The sequence below is a fragment of the Curtobacterium sp. B18 genome (assembly GCF_000333375.1).
Classification (GTDB): Bacteria; Actinomycetota; Actinomycetes; order Actinomycetales; family Microbacteriaceae; genus Curtobacterium.
Map to the genome: position 1 here is coordinate 1 of NZ_BACZ01000682.1, position 14,466 is coordinate 14,466.

The 14,466-nt window shown below is 73.8% G+C and carries 17 protein-coding genes and 1 pseudogene; 11 read left to right on the forward strand and 7 right to left on the reverse strand.

What is annotated here, in order from left to right; translation table 11 throughout:
• The first annotated feature begins 14 nt into the window (after positions 1 to 14).
• Positions 15 to 152 carry a sigma factor-like helix-turn-helix DNA-binding protein gene (locus tag I5E_RS23905; protein ID WP_261974989.1) on the forward strand — a complete coding sequence of 46 codons (138 nt, stop codon included), beginning with the start codon at positions 15 to 17 and terminating at the stop codon, positions 150 to 152.
• Positions 149 to 1,009 carry a hypothetical protein gene (locus I5E_RS18260; RefSeq protein WP_022908258.1) on the forward strand — a complete coding sequence of 287 codons (861 nt, stop codon included), beginning with the start codon at positions 149 to 151 and terminating at the stop codon, positions 1,007 to 1,009. Before I5E_RS23905 ends, I5E_RS18260 begins: the two co-directional genes overlap by 4 nt.
• Position 1,010: 1 nt before the next feature.
• Here I5E_RS18260 and I5E_RS18265 read toward each other — a convergent pair whose 3' ends face one another.
• The 3 genes from I5E_RS18265 to I5E_RS18275 are packed head-to-tail and all read right to left on the reverse strand — an operon-like array spanning position 1,011 to position 3,309.
• A complete protein-coding gene (locus tag I5E_RS18265; protein ID WP_022908259.1) occupies positions 1,011 to 1,895 on the reverse strand; it encodes a biotin-dependent carboxyltransferase family protein in 885 nt (294 codons plus the stop codon).
• Positions 1,892 to 2,545, reverse strand: a complete 654-nt coding sequence (locus I5E_RS18270) for a 5-oxoprolinase subunit B family protein (RefSeq protein ID WP_022908260.1) — start codon at positions 2,543 to 2,545, stop codon at positions 1,892 to 1,894. Before I5E_RS18270 ends, I5E_RS18265 begins: the two co-directional genes overlap by 4 nt.
• Entirely contained in the window at positions 2,542 to 3,309 is a 768-nt protein-coding gene (locus tag I5E_RS18275; RefSeq protein WP_022908261.1) for a LamB/YcsF family protein, read from the reverse strand. The genes I5E_RS18270 and I5E_RS18275 overlap by 4 nt, the downstream gene beginning before the upstream one ends.
• 39 nt (positions 3,310 to 3,348) lie before the next feature.
• Here I5E_RS18275 and I5E_RS18280 point away from each other — a divergent pair, with 39 nt between their 5' ends.
• Both I5E_RS18280 and I5E_RS22125 read left to right on the forward strand, forming a co-directional pair.
• On the forward strand, positions 3,349 to 3,786 hold the full coding sequence (locus tag I5E_RS18280) for an HIT family protein (protein WP_022908262.1): 438 nt from the start codon (positions 3,349 to 3,351) through the stop codon (positions 3,784 to 3,786).
• A gap of 25 nt (positions 3,787 to 3,811) precedes the next feature.
• The gene (locus tag I5E_RS22125; RefSeq protein WP_031263132.1) at positions 3,812 to 4,111 is read left to right on the forward strand and encodes a hypothetical protein; all 300 of its coding nucleotides are present in this window, start codon (positions 3,812 to 3,814) and stop codon (positions 4,109 to 4,111) included.
• Positions 4,112 to 4,191: 80 nt separating this feature from the next.
• Here the strand turns inward: I5E_RS22125 and I5E_RS18290 are convergent, their stop codons facing one another.
• A complete protein-coding gene (locus I5E_RS18290) occupies positions 4,192 to 4,635 on the reverse strand; it encodes an N-acetyltransferase (protein ID WP_049973550.1) in 444 nt (147 codons plus the stop codon).
• 72 nt (positions 4,636 to 4,707) lie between these two features.
• Between I5E_RS18290 and I5E_RS26725 the strand changes: the two genes are divergently transcribed.
• Positions 4,708 to 5,379: an ATP-binding cassette domain-containing protein gene (locus I5E_RS26725; protein WP_307159907.1), complete on the forward strand. Its 672-nt coding sequence runs from the start codon at positions 4,708 to 4,710 to the stop codon at positions 5,377 to 5,379.
• Entirely contained in the window at positions 5,376 to 6,047 is a 672-nt protein-coding gene (locus I5E_RS18300; protein WP_022908266.1) for a methionine ABC transporter permease, read from the forward strand. The genes I5E_RS26725 and I5E_RS18300 overlap by 4 nt, the downstream gene beginning before the upstream one ends.
• Positions 6,048 to 6,267: 220 nt before the next feature.
• On the opposite strand, the gene I5E_RS18305 is transcribed toward I5E_RS18300, so the two are convergent.
• Entirely contained in the window at positions 6,268 to 7,044 is a 777-nt protein-coding gene (locus I5E_RS18305; RefSeq protein WP_022908267.1) for an endonuclease/exonuclease/phosphatase family protein, read from the reverse strand.
• Between the two features lie 230 nt (positions 7,045 to 7,274).
• On the reverse strand, positions 7,275 to 8,681 hold the full coding sequence (locus tag I5E_RS18310; protein ID WP_022908268.1) for an MFS transporter: 1,407 nt from the start codon (positions 8,679 to 8,681) through the stop codon (positions 7,275 to 7,277).
• A gap of 156 nt (positions 8,682 to 8,837) precedes the next feature.
• Between I5E_RS18310 and I5E_RS18315 the strand changes: the two genes are divergently transcribed.
• The 5 genes and pseudogenes from I5E_RS18315 (at position 8,838) to I5E_RS18335 (ending at position 14,145) form a co-directional block, all read left to right on the forward strand.
• Entirely contained in the window at positions 8,838 to 10,043 is a 1,206-nt protein-coding gene (locus tag I5E_RS18315) for an alanine racemase (protein WP_022908269.1), read from the forward strand.
• Positions 10,043 to 10,885 carry an IclR family transcriptional regulator gene (locus I5E_RS18320; RefSeq protein WP_022908270.1) on the forward strand — a complete coding sequence of 281 codons (843 nt, stop codon included), beginning with the start codon at positions 10,043 to 10,045 and terminating at the stop codon, positions 10,883 to 10,885. The genes I5E_RS18315 and I5E_RS18320 overlap by 1 nt, the downstream gene beginning before the upstream one ends.
• Positions 10,882 to 11,859 (forward strand): sugar kinase, encoded by a 978-nt coding sequence (locus I5E_RS18325; protein ID WP_022908271.1) that lies wholly within the window; start codon positions 10,882 to 10,884, stop codon positions 11,857 to 11,859. Before I5E_RS18320 ends, I5E_RS18325 begins: the two co-directional genes overlap by 4 nt.
• Positions 11,860 to 11,876: 17 nt before the next feature.
• Positions 11,877 to 12,458 (forward strand): annotated as a pseudogene (locus tag I5E_RS27135) (bifunctional 4-hydroxy-2-oxoglutarate aldolase/2-dehydro-3-deoxy-phosphogluconate aldolase); the annotation flags it as partial.
• A gap of 76 nt (positions 12,459 to 12,534) precedes the next feature.
• Entirely contained in the window at positions 12,535 to 14,145 is a 1,611-nt protein-coding gene (locus I5E_RS18335; protein WP_022908273.1) for an N-acyl-D-amino-acid deacylase family protein, read from the forward strand.
• 25 nt (positions 14,146 to 14,170) lie between these two features.
• On the opposite strand, the gene I5E_RS18340 is transcribed toward I5E_RS18335, so the two are convergent.
• On the reverse strand, positions 14,171 to 14,466 hold a 296-nt coding region (locus I5E_RS18340; protein WP_022908274.1), incomplete at its 5' end, for a RidA family protein.

The following is a 14,466-nucleotide window of genomic DNA, read 5'->3' on the forward strand; positions in this document are numbered from 1 at the left end:
ACAGCGAGCGGGAGATCGCCTCGGCGCTCGGCATCGCGCCGGGGACCGTGAAGTCGCGTCTCTCCCGGGCGCGCACCCGCCTCGCCGCCGCACTCGGCGCGAGCGCACCCACCACCCGACCGGCCGTCGAACGGAACGGAGCACGATCATGAGCACCTCCACGGACAGGGAGCCGGGCGACCGCGACCGGGCACTGCGGGCGCTGCTCGTCGACACCGTCGAGCACACGCCCCGGCGGCGTCGACGGTGGCGGGCGGCGACGATCGCGGGAGCGGTGGTGTGCGTCCTCGGCGGAGCTGCCGCCGGTGGAGCGATCACCGCGGCGGCGAGTCCGGACCCCGCCGCGCTCGAGGCCCAGAGCCAGGCCGCGACGGTCGTCGGCGGGTCGGGCGCGACGTACCTGCGGGTCGTCGGCAGCCCGGTCGGGCGGGTCGGGTCGTCGGACGAGACGATCACGGTCGGACGCGCTCCCGCCCGCGCCGACACGTTCACCTGGGTCGCCACGTGTCGCACCGGGAGCGGCGAGATCACCGAGCGCGGGTCCGGTGTCACCGGGGGCAGCGCCTCGTGCGCCGCCGGGTCGCACGTCACGGGCTCGTACGCGTCGTCGGAGATCGCCGGCCACCGGATCCGGCTCAGCGTGGACGGGGACCTCGGGTGGACGCTGTCGTACGGCTGGCTGCGCACGCCCCCGATGCCCGCGGCGAGCGCGGCGCAGGACCAGGCGACCGAGGACGGCGTCGTCACCCGCAGCGAGTACCTCGCGGCGTTCGACCGGCTGCAGGGGTGCATGACCGCACGGGGAGAGTCGCTCGGCCGGATCCCGAGGTCGTCGTTGTTCGTGGCGCCGGTGGCCCACGACGCGTACGTGCTCGACTGGTGCAGCGCGTCGGAGTGGTCCGCGGTCGACGTCCTCTGGCAGAACGAGCACCCCGCCCCGGCGTCGGACGACGGCTCGTGGGGGGTGCAGCCGTACGACCCGGCGGCCGATCCGGAGTACGCCGGCTGAGTCAGTCGAGGACGCGGAACCGGATCGCGTCGCCCGGCCGGAGCTGGGCGGCGCGGTCCACCGACGCGGGGGTGAGCACCGCGACGACGGGGTAGCCGCCCGTGACGGGGTGGTCGGCGAGGAACAGGACGGGGTGGCCCGCCGGCGGGACCTGGAGCGATCCGGTCTCGACGCCCTCGCTCGGCAGCTCGCCGGGGACACGGCGCACGAGCGGTCGGGCAGCGGTGGTCCGCACGCCGACCCGGTCGCTGTCCGGGGTGACCTGGTGGAGCTGGTCGACGAGGACCGCACGCCACGCCGGGGTGAACCAGTCGTCCCGGGGACCAGCGGTGACGTCGAGGACGACCGCCTCGCCCGGAGCGGGCCAGCGCGGCGGCGCGACGGCGTCGACGAGCGGCCATGCGCTGGCGGCGTCCCCGATCGGCAGGACGTCCCCCGTCGTGACCGGCGGCGGACCGAGGTGTGCGAGCGAGTCCCACGAGCGGCTGCCGAGCACGGGGTCGACGGCGATGCCGCCGCGGACCGCGAGGTACGTGCGCAGCCCGGACGTGGCGGCCCCCACCCGGAGCACGTCGCCGGGTGCGAGGGCGACGATCTCGAAGCAGGCGGCGCCGCGCACCCGACCGTCCGCCCGCTCGACCGTCACCGGGCAGGGTGCGCCGGTCAGCGCCGCGACCACGTGCGCGTCCGAACGGAGCGTGACGGAGCCGAGCAGCGCCTCCAGGACCGCCGCCTCGGGACGGTTGCCGACCAGCCGGTTCGCGAGCGCCGCGGCACCGCGGTCGGCGGCGCCGGACGTCCCGAGTCCCGCGTCGCTGAACCCGGGGCGGCCGAGGTCCTGCGTCGACGTCCCGGGGCCGACCTGCAGGACGGTGAGGCCGCTCATGCGCGGGAGACCTCGACGAACCGGATCCGCGTGCCGGCCGGTGCGAGCGCGGGTGGCTCGCGATCCAGTGACCACATCGGCACGTCGGTGCGGCCGATGAGCAGCCAGCCGCCCGGGGACGCACGCGGGTAGACGGCGCTGAACTCCCCGGCGAGCGCGACGCTGCCAGCGGGCACCGCGGTCCGGGCGGTGGTGCGCCGCGGCAGGTCGAGCGACGGAGCCGTCCCGGTCAGGTAGCTGAAGCCGGGAGCGAAGCCGCAGAACGCGCTCGTCCAGACCTGGCCGGTGTGCCAGGCGACGAGCCCGTCCCGCGTCGTGCCGACCATGGTGGCGACGGCGTCGAGGTCCTCGCCGTCGTAGGTGACGGGGATCGTGGTCACCGCGCCGAGGTCGGCTCGGGTGGGCAGGACGGGTTCGACGGCCTGGAGGCGCGGCGCGAGCCGCGTGGGATCGGTGCGTTCCGGGTCGAAGCGGACGAGCAGCGAGCGCGCGCCCGAGACGAGCTCGGTCACGCCCGGCACGGGCGCGGCCTCGAGTCCGGCGCGGAACGCGGTGACCTCGGCGAGCGTGTCGAAGGTCACGAGCACCGCACGGGTGCCCGCGCGGCGCACCTCCGGGATCGGTCCGGCGAGCGCGACCGCTGCGCTCACGGTGTCGGGGCGAACGGGGAGGTCGCGACCCCGTGGCGGTCCAGGAGCGAGCGGATGGCCCTGGCCATCGCGACGGCGTCGGGGGAGTCGCCGTGCACGCACACCGAGTCCGCCCGGACCGGCACGACCGAGCCGTCCACGGCGACCACGGTGCCGTCGGTGACCATCCGGAGCACCCGCTCGGCGACCGTCGCCGGGTCGTGCAGGACCGCACCCGGGCGGCTGCGCGCCACGAGGGACCCGTCGGGTTCGTAGGCGCGGTCGGCGAAGACCTCGGACACCGCGCGGAGCCCGTGCGCGGTCGCCGCGCGGAGGAGCTCGGAGTCCGGCAGGGCCAGGACGGCGAGGGTCGGGTCGACGTCGCGCGTCGCCCGGACGACGACGTCGGCCTGCACCGGGTCGGCGCAGGCGGTGTTGTAGAGGGCGCCGTGCGGCTTCACGTAGGTGACGGTCGTGCCGGCCACGTGCGCCGTCGCGAGCAGGGCGCCGAGCTGGTGGACGACGTCGGCGTACAGCGCCTCCGGCGTGACCTCGACCGCGCGCCGGCCGAACCCGACGAGGTCCCGGTACGCCACATGGGCCCCCACCGCGACACCCCGCTCGGCGGCCAGGCGGCAGGTGTCGAGCATGATCGCGGGGTCGCCGGCGTGGAACCCGCAGGCGACGTTCGCCGACGACACCACGTCGAGCATCGCCCGGTCGTCGCCCATCGTCCAGGCGCCGAAGCCCTCGCCGAGGTCGCTGTTGAGGTCGATCGTCGTCACGCTGTCAACCTACATTCGGTCGATCGCTACGCTCGGCGGATGACGGCCGATCACTCGTGCGACTTCTGTGCCCACCTCGCTGCGGACTCGTTCGACGTCGTCGTGCGGGGCGACCTCGTCGTCGCCGTCCTCGACAGCCACCCGATCAACCCCGGCCACGTGCTCCTGCTGCCGATCCGGCACGCGCCGGACCTCGCCGCGCTCGACGACGATGAGGTCGTCGAGCTGGCCCTCGTCGCCCAGCGCGCCGATCGCGCACTGCGCCAGGTGCTCGGCGCGGCGGTCGAGGGGACGAACCTGGTGATGTCGAACGGCGCCGCTGCCGACCAGGGCGTGCCGCACGCGCACCTGCACGTCATCCCGCGCGCCTCCGGGGACGGGTACGAGTTCCACGAGGACATGAGCCGGTACCCGGTGGCGCCGCTCGACCCCGCGGACCGCGCGGCGATCGCGGCGCACATGCGCGGCGGGCGCTGATCCGGCGGCACCGTATCCTGCGACGGTGGAAACGACACAGCCGTCCGGCACGACCAAGCGCCGCGTGGAACTCCGGATCACTCGCCCGATGCTCACCTGGTTCGCCCGACCGACCGTGACCATTGACGGCGTCGGCCACCCCGCGCAGTGGGGGACCGGGACGTGGGCGGTCCCGGACCAGGGCGGCACGCGGATCGGGGTCTACCTGTACAACCGCGTGTGGCGGTTCGGGACGGCCACCAGGACCGTGACCGCGGCCGACGTCTCGCTCGTTTACCGGTCCGGTCCGCTGCCGGTCGGCGCCGGTCGCCTCGACGCCGCCTGACGCGCTTCGGACCGACGGACGGGAGGCGCGGTGCGGGCCCGACCCGCGCCTCCCGTCCGTCGCGGTGCACGTCCGGAGCGTCAGCGCGGCTCGAGCGTCACCCACTCCTCGTCGCGGACGTAGCCGAGGGCGGCGTTCGCCGCCGCGATCGCGGTGTTCTCCGCCGATCCGCCGGTGCGGAACCGTGTCGTGCCCGACTCCGCCAACGCGAGCACCGACGCAGCCTTGACCGCCTGTCCGAGCCCGTGGCCGCGCAGCCCGGGGTGGACGACCGTGAAGTCGGTTTCAGCGTGGGGCCCGTCCGTGTCGACGAAGGTCATCGCGACGAGTTCACCGTCCGGCGTGACCGTTCCGAACGCCGGTCTCGTCGACGTCGGGGTCGCCGTCCCGCGGTCGAGCGGGGTGTGCTGGGTCGCGACGCCGCCGGGGTAGTCGTGGGCCGTCAGAGCGTCGAGCCGCAGGACCGCGTCGACGTCGTCGGGGCCGAGCGGCCGCGTCGTCCCGGTGCCGGCGGTGCGGTCCACGAGTGACGGCCGCTCAACACGATCCCGGGGCCGCAGGGCGTCGTCCCGATCTGCTCGGCCGGAGGGTCGGAGATGGGACGGCAGCTCGCCGCGCTCCACGACGACACGATGATCGCCCTGTCGAAGACGCCCGAGCAGCTCTCCGGTGGACAGAAGCAGCGCGTCGGCATCGCCCGGGCGCTCGCGGCCTCCCCCGACCTGCTGCTCGCCGACGAGGCGACCAGCGCGCTCGACCCCGAGACCACGTCCGAGGTGCTCGGACTGCTCCGCCGGGTGAACCGGGAGCTCGGCGTCACCATCATCGTCATCACGCACGAGATGGACGCCGTCCGGCAGATCGCCGACCGGGTCGCCGTCATGGAGCAGGGTCGCGTCGTCGAGGTCGGTGACGTGTACGACGTGTTCGCGGACCCGCAGACCGGAGCGGCCCAGCGGTTCGTCCGCACCGCCCTGCACGACCGGCCCTCCGCCGAGACGATCACGCGGCTGCGCGAGCGTCACCCCGGTCGGCTCGTCACGGTGCAGATCACCGACGAGGCCGGACTGCAGAACCGCATCGACCAGGTCTTCCGGTCCACCGGTGTGACCGCCGAGCTCGTCTACGGCGGGGTCGGGGAGATCCGGGAGCGCCGGATCGGGTCGCTGACCTACGAGTTGAGCGCGGCCGGTCCTGGTGCGGTCGACGAGGCCGTCGCAGCCCTGCGCTCCGCGGGCATCACCACCGACGAGGAGGGGGCAGCGTGAACAACTCCTTCCAGAGCGTGATCGACACGTTCGACGTCTTCGTCGCGTCGATCCGCGACACGATCGTGATGTCCCTGGTGTCGCTCGTCATCGCGGGCGTCATCGGCCTGGCGCTCGGGCTCGCCCTGTACGCCACCCGTCCGGGCAACCTGCTCGGCAGCCGGACGGCGTACACGATCCTCAACGTGGTCGTGAACCTCGTCCGTCCGATCCCGTTCGTCATCTTCCTCGCCGCCATCGCCCCGCTGTCACGCGTCGTCGTGCAGACCACGATCGGCGTCCCCGCGGTGACGTTCGCGATCTCGCTCGCGGCGTCGTTCGCGGTGTCCCGGATCGTCGAGCAGAACCTGCTCGCGGTCGACCCCGGCGTCGTCGAGGCGGCGAGGGCCTCCGGTGCGCACCCGCTGTCGATCCTGCTGACGGTGCTCATCCCCGAGGGGCTCGGCCCGCTCATCCTCGGCTACACGTTCATCTACATCGGCATCGTCGACATGACGGCGCAGGGTGCGTTGATCGGCGGGGGTGGTCTCGGCGAGTACGCGATCACGTACGGGTCGCAGCGGTACGACTGGTGGATCGTGTACGTGTCGGTGGCGGCGATCGTCGTCATCGTCCAGCTCGGCCAGTTCATCGGCAACCGGCTGGCGCGGGCGACGCTGCGCCGCTGACGCGCGCAGGGCGCCCGGGAGGCGACCGCCTGGAGGCGCGGTGGCNNNCCNCNAGACCGGCACCGCGCCTCCTGTGCGTGCGTTCGTCGTGGACGCCGGCCGAGGTCGCACGTTCTGCCCCCTCCGCGTCGCGCGCGCGGCAGTTCGTGCGACGTCGGCACTCCACGCACGGCGTGGTGTGCGACCTCGGCAACCCGCGCGCGGCGCGGAGCCCGCTGGGTCAGGCGGCCGGGGACTCCACGGTCGCGACGGTGCCGGTCGCGCCCGGGTGCTCGTAGTGCGCACGCACGAGGATCGGCCGGTGGTCGGAGATGCCCGCGGGCAGGGTCTCGACGCCGGCGATGTGCAGCCCGACGCTCGTGGCGAAGTCGAAGTGTCCCGTGAACTTGCGGTAGCGCAGGTACGTCGGCTGGTCCGAGAGGGACAGCGCGAATCCGTGCTGCTCGATCTTCCGGCGCAGGTTCGTCTGGAACCACGGGTAGTTGAAGTCGCCGACCATGATCGCCGGAGCGTCGTCCGACAGGTCGCGGACGAACTGGTGCGCGGCCTCGATCTGCTTGCGACGCAGGGAGTTCGTCGCCGTCAGGGGCGAGGCGTGGAAGGACGCGACGATGACCTCGGCGTCGACCTCCTTGTCGCGCAGGTGCATCGCGATGAGCCGCTCGTGCGCGGGCGCGAGGACCCGGTCGTGCAGCGACTTCTGCAGGGAGTGGATGCTGAAGTCCTCGACCTCGAACCGGTCGTCGCGCTTGTAGATCGCGAGGCCGAGCCGGTTCGCCTTGGTCGACGCGGCGAGGGAGAGCCCGGCGATCGACGGGGCGAGGTCGTTGCTGTCGCACTCCTGCACGCAGATGACGTCGGCCTGGGACGCCTCGGCCAGGGAGGCGAGTTCGCCGTTGGCGGTGTGCTCGCGGAGGTTGTAGCTGACGACGCGCAACCCGGTCGGTTCCACTGCCGTCTCGGCGGTGATCGTTCCCTGCTGCTCTGGCGCGGCCATGCTGCCTTCCTGTTCCGGGCGGTTCGGGGCGCCCTGCCGCGGCAACCGTACTCGGCCATCGCGGACTGTTGCTGAGACTGTAGCGCGGCCTCGGTTTCGTGCGTGTGACCGCGGGGAAAACGGACGATGCGTCGTCGGCTCGTCGGCTCGTCGGCTCGTCGGCTCGTCGGCTCGTCGGCTCCTCGGCTCGTCGGCTCGCCGGTCGACGCCGGATGCGCGGGTCCCGGCCGTCAGACCCGCACCCGGCGAGCGGGTCGGACGGTCTCGCCGGCCGTCCGGCTCATCACCACGCCCTCGAGGCAGGCCACGGCGAGCAGCGCGGCGATGACCCAGAACGCGGCGTCGTACGGCCCGGACCCGCCGAGGCCCGACGCGGCCCGGATGACCACGGCACCGACGGCGACCCCGAACCCGGCGGCGGTCTGCTGCAGCGTCGACGAGAGCGTGTTCGCCGGGGTCATGTCCGCCTGCTCGACGTCGGCGAACGCGATGGTGTTGTAGGCCGTGAAGCCGACCGACCGCGCCGCGCCGCTCACGACGAGCAGCGCCGCGAGGAGCCAGAACGGGGTGTCCTCGGTCATGAACACCATCGCGACGACGCTCAGCGCCGCCACCGCGCTCGACACGACGATGACCGGCCGGTACCCGAACCAGCGGAGGAACGGCGTCGTCATGGGCTTGATGCCGAGGTTCCCGACGAAGACCCAGAGCACGGCGGACCCGGCGAGCACAGCGCTCCACCCCCAGGCGTCCTGGAACAGCAGCGGGAGGACGAACGGCACGGCGGAGACGGCCAGGCGGAACAGGCTGCCACCGGCGTGCGACACCCGGAAGGTCTCGAGCCGGAACGAGTCGAGCCCCATGATCGGGTGCGGCGCCCGGCGGAAGTGCCGGACCGCCAGCCAGCAGCACGCCGCCCCGACGACGCCCGACACGACGACCGCGAGCACCGGCACGCGGTCGAGGGCGAGCAGGGACGCCATCACGACGAGCGAGCCGAGACCGAAGCAGGCGAGCAACGACCCGAGCCAGTCGAACGGCACGCGCTCGGACGCCCGCTCCTGCGGGACGAGCACGAGTGCGGCGACGAACGCGACGACCCCGAGTGGGATGTTGATGAGGAAGATCCAGTGCCACGTCAGGGTGTCGACGAGCACCCCGCCCACGAACGGCGCGATGATCGGCGCGGCGAGGGCGGGCCAGGTCAGGATCGCGATGGCCGTCACGAGCTGTTCGCGGCCGGCGCTCCGCAGGACGACGAGCCGTCCGACGGGGACCATGAGCGCACCGCCGAGGCCCTGCACGATGCGCCAGATCGTCAGGTCGACGAGTCCGGTGGAGAGGGCGCACAGGCCCGAGGCCACGGTGAACAGGACGATCGCCCCGGCGAACACCGTCCGCGAGCCGATCCGGTCGGTCAACCAGCCGCTCACCGGGATGAACACCGCGAGGGTGACGAGGTACGCCGTGATCGCGACGCCGACGGCGGCGGAGTCGACACCGAGGTCCCGTCCCATCGCCGGCGCGGCGGTCGCGAGGATCGTGCCGTCCAGGAGCTCCATGAAGAAGGTCCCGGCGACGAGCACGGCCACGGCCGTGCTCCCCCGTCGTCGTGTCGTCATCGTCGTCGTCGTCATGGCACGTCAAAGGCTATGCCCGATCGGTTTCCCCGACGTGCTCGGACGGCCCTGACGGACAGGCGTTCTGCAACGCAGAATGAGCAGGACGAGCGCGTTGCCACCCACACCCGGCACCCGGGAGCGTGGAGGCACCGCAGACGCACAGGAGGATCGATGACGACCACACCCGGCACCGTCACCACGAAGGGCGCTCCCGACCCGGCCGCCCCGACGGACCGGCACGTCCTCGACCACGCGCACCTGCCGGTGATGACGCTCCGCGAGTCGGCCCTGGCGAACAACACCCGGGTGATGCAGGCGTACGTCGAGCGCCACGGCCTGTCCTTCGCGCCGCACATGAAGACGCACATGGCACCGGCCCTCGCCGCCCGCCAGGTCGCCGCCGGCGCCTGGGGTGTCACGGTCGCGTCGGTCCAGCAGGCGATGGTCGCGTGGGAGCACGGGTTCCACCGGATCCTCGTCGCGAACGAGGTCCTCGACCCTGCCGGGCTCGCCTGGCTCGCCTCCCGCCGCGCCGAGGACCCCGCCGCCGACGTCCTCTGCTGGGTCGACTCCCCCGCTGGCGTCGACGCCGGTCGCGCCGCGCAGGACGCGGTCGACGGCGAGCTGCACGTCGTGGTCGAGGTCGGGTTCCCCGGGGGTCGTACCGGGGTCCGCACCGCAGGACAGGCACGCGACCTCGCGCAGCACGTGCACGAGGTCGGACTGACGCTGCGCGGGGTCGCCGGGTACGAGGGCGGCCTGCCGGACGTGGACGCCGCCCGCGCCTACGTCGACGGCGTGCTCGAGGTCGCTGCGGCCGTTCGCCCGCTGGTCGACGCTCCGCGTGCGCTGCTCAGCATGGGCGGCAGCGCCTGGTTCGACGGCGTGGTGGACGCGGTCGCGGACCGCCCGGACGACCTGGACGTCGTGCTCCGCTCCGGTGCGTCGCTGACCCACGACGACGGCTTCTACGCCGAACGCACCCCGTTCCACCGGCACCCGGACGAGGGCTCGCTGCTCCCGGCGATCGAGGTGTGGGGCCGGGTGACGTCGTGCCCCGAGCCCGGGCTCGCGCTGGTCGCGGTCGGCAAGCGGGACATCTCCTTCGACGAGGGGCTGCCGGTGGTCCGGTCCGTCCGTCCAGGAGGCGCGGCTGGCGTCCGTCCCGTCACCCCGACCCCCGGGGCGGTCACCGTCACCCGCCTCGACGACCAGCACTGCTACCTCGCGCTGGCGGACGGGGCACCCGGGCTGACGCCCGGCGATGTCGTCGTGTTCGGCGTCTCCCACCCGTGCACCGTGTTCGACAAGTGGCGCCGGGTGGTCGTCATCGACGACGACGAGACCGTGCTCGAGACGATCGAGACGTGGTTCTGATGCGCGCCACGACCCCGGTCGCGCCGCTCGGCGACGACGCGCCGGCCCGCAACGCCGCCCTGTCCCTCCGCCGTGGTCTGCGGCTGCTCGACTGCATCGCCGACCGCACCCGGAACGGGGAGCCCTCGGTGTCGCTGACGGTACTCGCCGCCGAACTCGGCACCTCGAAGTCGACCGTGCTGCGGCTGACCGCGCCGATGCTCGAGAACGACCTGCTGCGCCGCACCCCGGACGCCGGCTTCACGCTGGGACTCGGCGCGCTGCTGCTCGGGCAGAGCTACCTCGAGGGCATCGACCTCCGCGCCGCCGCGGCACCGTTCCTCCGGCGCACCGCCGAGCGCACGGGGCTCACCTGCCACCTCGTCGTGCCGGACGGCACCGACATCGTCTACGTCGACAAGGTCGAGACCCGGGGCACGGTCCGGATGGGGTCGCGCATCGGCAACCGGCTGCCGATGCGGAACACGGCCTCCGGCAAGGCGATCGTGGCGTTCGGCGAGCCGGAGCTGCTCGAACGGGTGCTCGCGGAACCGGCCACCGCGATGACCGAGCACTCGATCGTCGACGACGACCGCTGGCGGGCCGAGATCGACCGGACGCACGGCCGCGGCTACGGCATCGACGACCGCGAGAACGAGCCCGACATCCGCTGCGTCGCCGCGCCGGTGCTCGACCACGCGAACCAGGTCGTCGGCGCGATGAGCATCTCGGGGCTCGCGTCCCGGTTCCCCGCCGCCGCGGTCCGCGAACTGGGTGACGGCGTCGTCCGGACCGCACGCGAGATCTCTGTCGCACTCGGCTCCTCCTCGGCGCAGCTCGCCCTGGCGAAGGGGACACGGTGACCGGCCGCGTGGTGACCTTCGGGGAGACGATGCTGCTCCTGACCGGCCCGGGCACCGGTGCGGTCCCCGACCTCGACCACATGCGGGTCGACACCGGCGGCGCCGAGAGCAACGTCGCGATCGGCCTCGTGCGCGCCGGCGTCCCGACGACGTGGATCGGCCGCGTCGGCACCGACCCCGCCGGGGACCGCGTCGCCCGGGACGTCCGGAGCGAGGGCGTCGACGTCGTGGCCGTGCCGGACCCGGACCGGTCGACGGGGATCATGATGAAGGAGCGTCTGACCGACGGGCGGACGCGGGTGACCTACCACCGCCGGGGCTCGGCGGGATCGGCACTGCGGGCGACCGACCTGCCAGACAGCGTCGTGGAACGTGCGGCGCTCGTGCACGTCACGGGCATCACCCTCGCGCTCTCGGACGACGCCCGCTCCGCCGTCGAGGCCGCACTCGACCGCGCCGACGCCGCCGGGGTGCCGGTGTCGTTCGACGTGAACCACCGGCCGAAGCTCATCGACGCCGTGACCGCCCGTGCCCGCTACCGAGCGGTCGCCGAGCGGTCCGCGATCGTGTTCGCCGGGGACGACGAAGCCCGGCTCGTGCTCGGGCTCGCCGACGACGAGGGCGACGACGAGACACTCGCGCACGAGCTCGCCGCCCTCGGCCGGGGCCGCGCGGTCGTGAAGCTCGGCTCGCGCGGAGCGGTGGCCTCAGTCGACGGCGTGTTCCTCCGGCGCCCGGCGACCCCGGTGCGCGTGGTCGACCCGGTCGGCGCCGGGGACGCCTTCGTCGCGGGGTGGCTCGCCGCGACCCTCGGTGGCGCCACGTCGACCGAGGCGCTCGACCGAGCCGCCGACGCCGGAGCGCTCGCCTGCACGATCGAGAGCGACTGGCGCCGCCCGGACCCGGCAGCACTGCACGACCCGACCACCCCCACGGACGTCGACCACGCCGTCCACGACCGCGTCGACCGCTGAGGCGAGGAACGAAGACCATGACGAACACCACCAGCACCGACCCGGCGACCGAGCCCCGCGTCCGGCACCGCCACGCCGCCGGGCCCGCGATCGCGATCCTCCGGGGTGGCACCGGCGACCACGTCGAGGACGTCATCGCGACCCTCGTCGACGCCGGCGTGCGGGCGATCGAGCTCACCACGAACACGCCCCGCTGGCGCGAGGGCATCGCCTGGGCGGCCGACCGCTACGGCACGGCGGCGTCGATCGGCGTCGGGACCGTGCTCGAACCGAGCCAGCTCGACGAGGCCGCTGCGGCGGGTGCCGTCTTCGCGGTGAGCCCGCACCTCGACGCCGACATCGGGGAGCGGGCACACGAGCGCGGGCTGGGGTGGTACCCGGGGGCCGCGACCCCCACCGAGATCGTCCGCGCCTGGCGACTCGGAGCACGCGCGGTCAAGGTGTTCCCGGCCGCGCCGCTCGGCGGGCCCGCCTTCCTCAAGCAGGTGCTCGCGCCGCTCGACTTCGTCGACGTCATCCCGACGGGCGGCATCGGCGTCGACGACGCGTCCGACTACCTCGCGGCCGGTGCGGTCGCCGTCGGCCTCGGGTCCCCGCTCGTCGGGGACGCCCTGACGACCGGGGACCTGCCGGGCTTCGCACCCGCGCGGAGCAGCTCGTCGCGGGACTCAGCCGGTGACGACCGAGGTCCTGCTCACCGGCGGCGCGGTCGTCGACACCGACGAGTCGGCGCACCGGACGGACGTCCTCGTCCGCGACGGGGTGGTCACGGAGCGGGGGGACGCCGGCCGGATCACCGCCGACGCCGACGCCACCGTGGTCGACTGCACCGGCCGCCTCGTCCTGCCCGGTCTCGTCGACGCGCACTCGCACGCGGGGTCCCTCGTGTTCGACGAGACCGTCCAGCTCGCGCTCCTCCGACAGGGCGTCACCACCATCATCACGGGGCAGGACGGCGTCGGACCGGCACCGGGCGACGGCTCGTACGCCGCGCGGTACTTCGCGGCCATCGACGGCTCCCACCCGACGTACCGCGGCGACGGCCTCGCGGGACTCCTGGCGACGTACGACGGCACGACCGCGCTGAACGTGGCGACCCTGGTGCCCGCCGGCACCGTCCGGCACGAGGTCATGGGTGACGACCCCGCCCCGGCGGACCCCGAGCAGCTCGATGCGATGCGCACCCTCGTCCGGCAGGGCATGGCGGACGGTGCGGTGGGGCTCGCGACCGGACTCGACTACGTCCCCGGACTGCACGCGGACACCGAGGAGATCGCCGCCCTCGCCGCCGAGTCGGCCGCCGCCGACGGCGTCTACGTCACGCACATGCGCGGCGGCTACGAGGCGAACGCCGGCGCCGGCATCCAGGAGATCGTCCGGATCGTGCGCGCCGGCGGTGGGCCGGCCCATGTCTCCCACCTGCACGCCCCCGTCGACCTCGCCCTGGCCGAGCTCGCCCGGGCCGAGGCCGCCGGCGCGCCGCTGTCGTTCGACGCGTACCCGTACTCGCGTGGCTGCACCATCCTGTCGATGCTGCTCCTGCCGGCAGACCTGGCGCGGCCGGGCACCGACGACCTCGCCAGGGCCCTCGCGGCGGACGACGGTCGTGCCGAGGTCCGGGCCGCCGTCCTCGACCGGGTCCTCGGGCGCGCGGACCTCGGACCGGGGTGGGCCGAGCAGATCACGCTGTCGCACGTCCCCGCGCCTGAGTTCCACGCGCTGCAGGGTCGCACGCTCGCCGACGCCGCCGCGGCCACCGGAACGGACCCCGTCGACCTGGCGCTCGACGTGCTGGTCGACTCCGACCTGCAGGTCACCGTCGTGATGCGCGTCCCGCACCCGCGGACACCCGAGCAGCTGGCGGAGCTGTTCCGGTCCGGCGGACACACCGGCGGGTCCGACGGCATCTTCGTGGGGACGTACCCGCACCCCCGGGCGTACGGCACGTTCGCGCGGTACCTCGGCGACTACGCCCGATCCGGACTGCTGTCGTGGTGGGACGTCCAGCAGCACCTGTCGACCGTTCCCGCCGAGCGGTTCGGCCTCGGGCTGCGCGGGGCCGTCGCGCCCGGGTGGATCGCCGACCTGGTCGTCGTCGATCCCGAGCGGGTCCGTGCACGGTCCTCGTACGCCGAGCCGATGCTGCTCGCCGAGGGCATCGACGACGTCCTCGTCGCCGGGGTCCCCGTGCTGACCGCCGGTGCCCTGACGCACGCGATCCCCGGTGCAGGCATCCGTCGGACGACGTGGAGTCGTCCGGCGACTGCGAGCGCCGGGGGTCGATGAGGCTTCGCTCAGCGATCCGGGCGGGTCACTCCGCCGAGGGCAGCACCGCCACCACGTCGATCTCGACGAGGATGTTCGCCAGGTGCGACTGCACCGTGGTGCGGACCGGGTACGGCTGCGAGAAGTGCTTCGCGTACTCCTCGTTGAAAGCGGCGAAATCGCGGTCGGAGTGCTCGAGGTGCACGGTCGACTTCACGACGTCGTCGAGGGTGGCACCGTGCTCGGCCAGGACGGCGGCGACTTTCGCGAGCACCTGGGCGGTCTGGCCGGCCACGTCGTCGGCGATCGCGCCGGTCGCCGGGTCCTGCGGGCCGAACCCGG

Coding starts and splice junctions, on each gene's coding strand:
- I5E_RS18315 (WP_022908269.1), top strand. CDS start 8,838: ATGACGACCACACCCGGCACCGTCACCACGAAGGGCGCTCCCGACCCG.
- I5E_RS18310 (WP_022908268.1), bottom strand. CDS start 8,681: ATGACGACGACGACGATGACGACACGACGACGGGGGAGCACGGCCGTG.
- I5E_RS18265 (WP_022908259.1), bottom strand. CDS start 1,895: ATGAGCGGCCTCACCGTCCTGCAGGTCGGCCCCGGGACGTCGACGCAG.
- I5E_RS26725 (WP_307159907.1), top strand. CDS start 4,708: ATGGGACGGCAGCTCGCCGCGCTCCACGACGACACGATGATCGCCCTG.
- I5E_RS18320 (WP_022908270.1), top strand. CDS start 10,043: ATGCGCGCCACGACCCCGGTCGCGCCGCTCGGCGACGACGCGCCGGCC.
- I5E_RS18260 (WP_022908258.1), top strand. CDS start 149: ATGAGCACCTCCACGGACAGGGAGCCGGGCGACCGCGACCGGGCACTG.
- I5E_RS18280 (WP_022908262.1), top strand. CDS start 3,349: ATGACGGCCGATCACTCGTGCGACTTCTGTGCCCACCTCGCTGCGGAC.
- I5E_RS18305 (WP_022908267.1), bottom strand. CDS start 7,044: ATGGCCGCGCCAGAGCAGCAGGGAACGATCACCGCCGAGACGGCAGTG.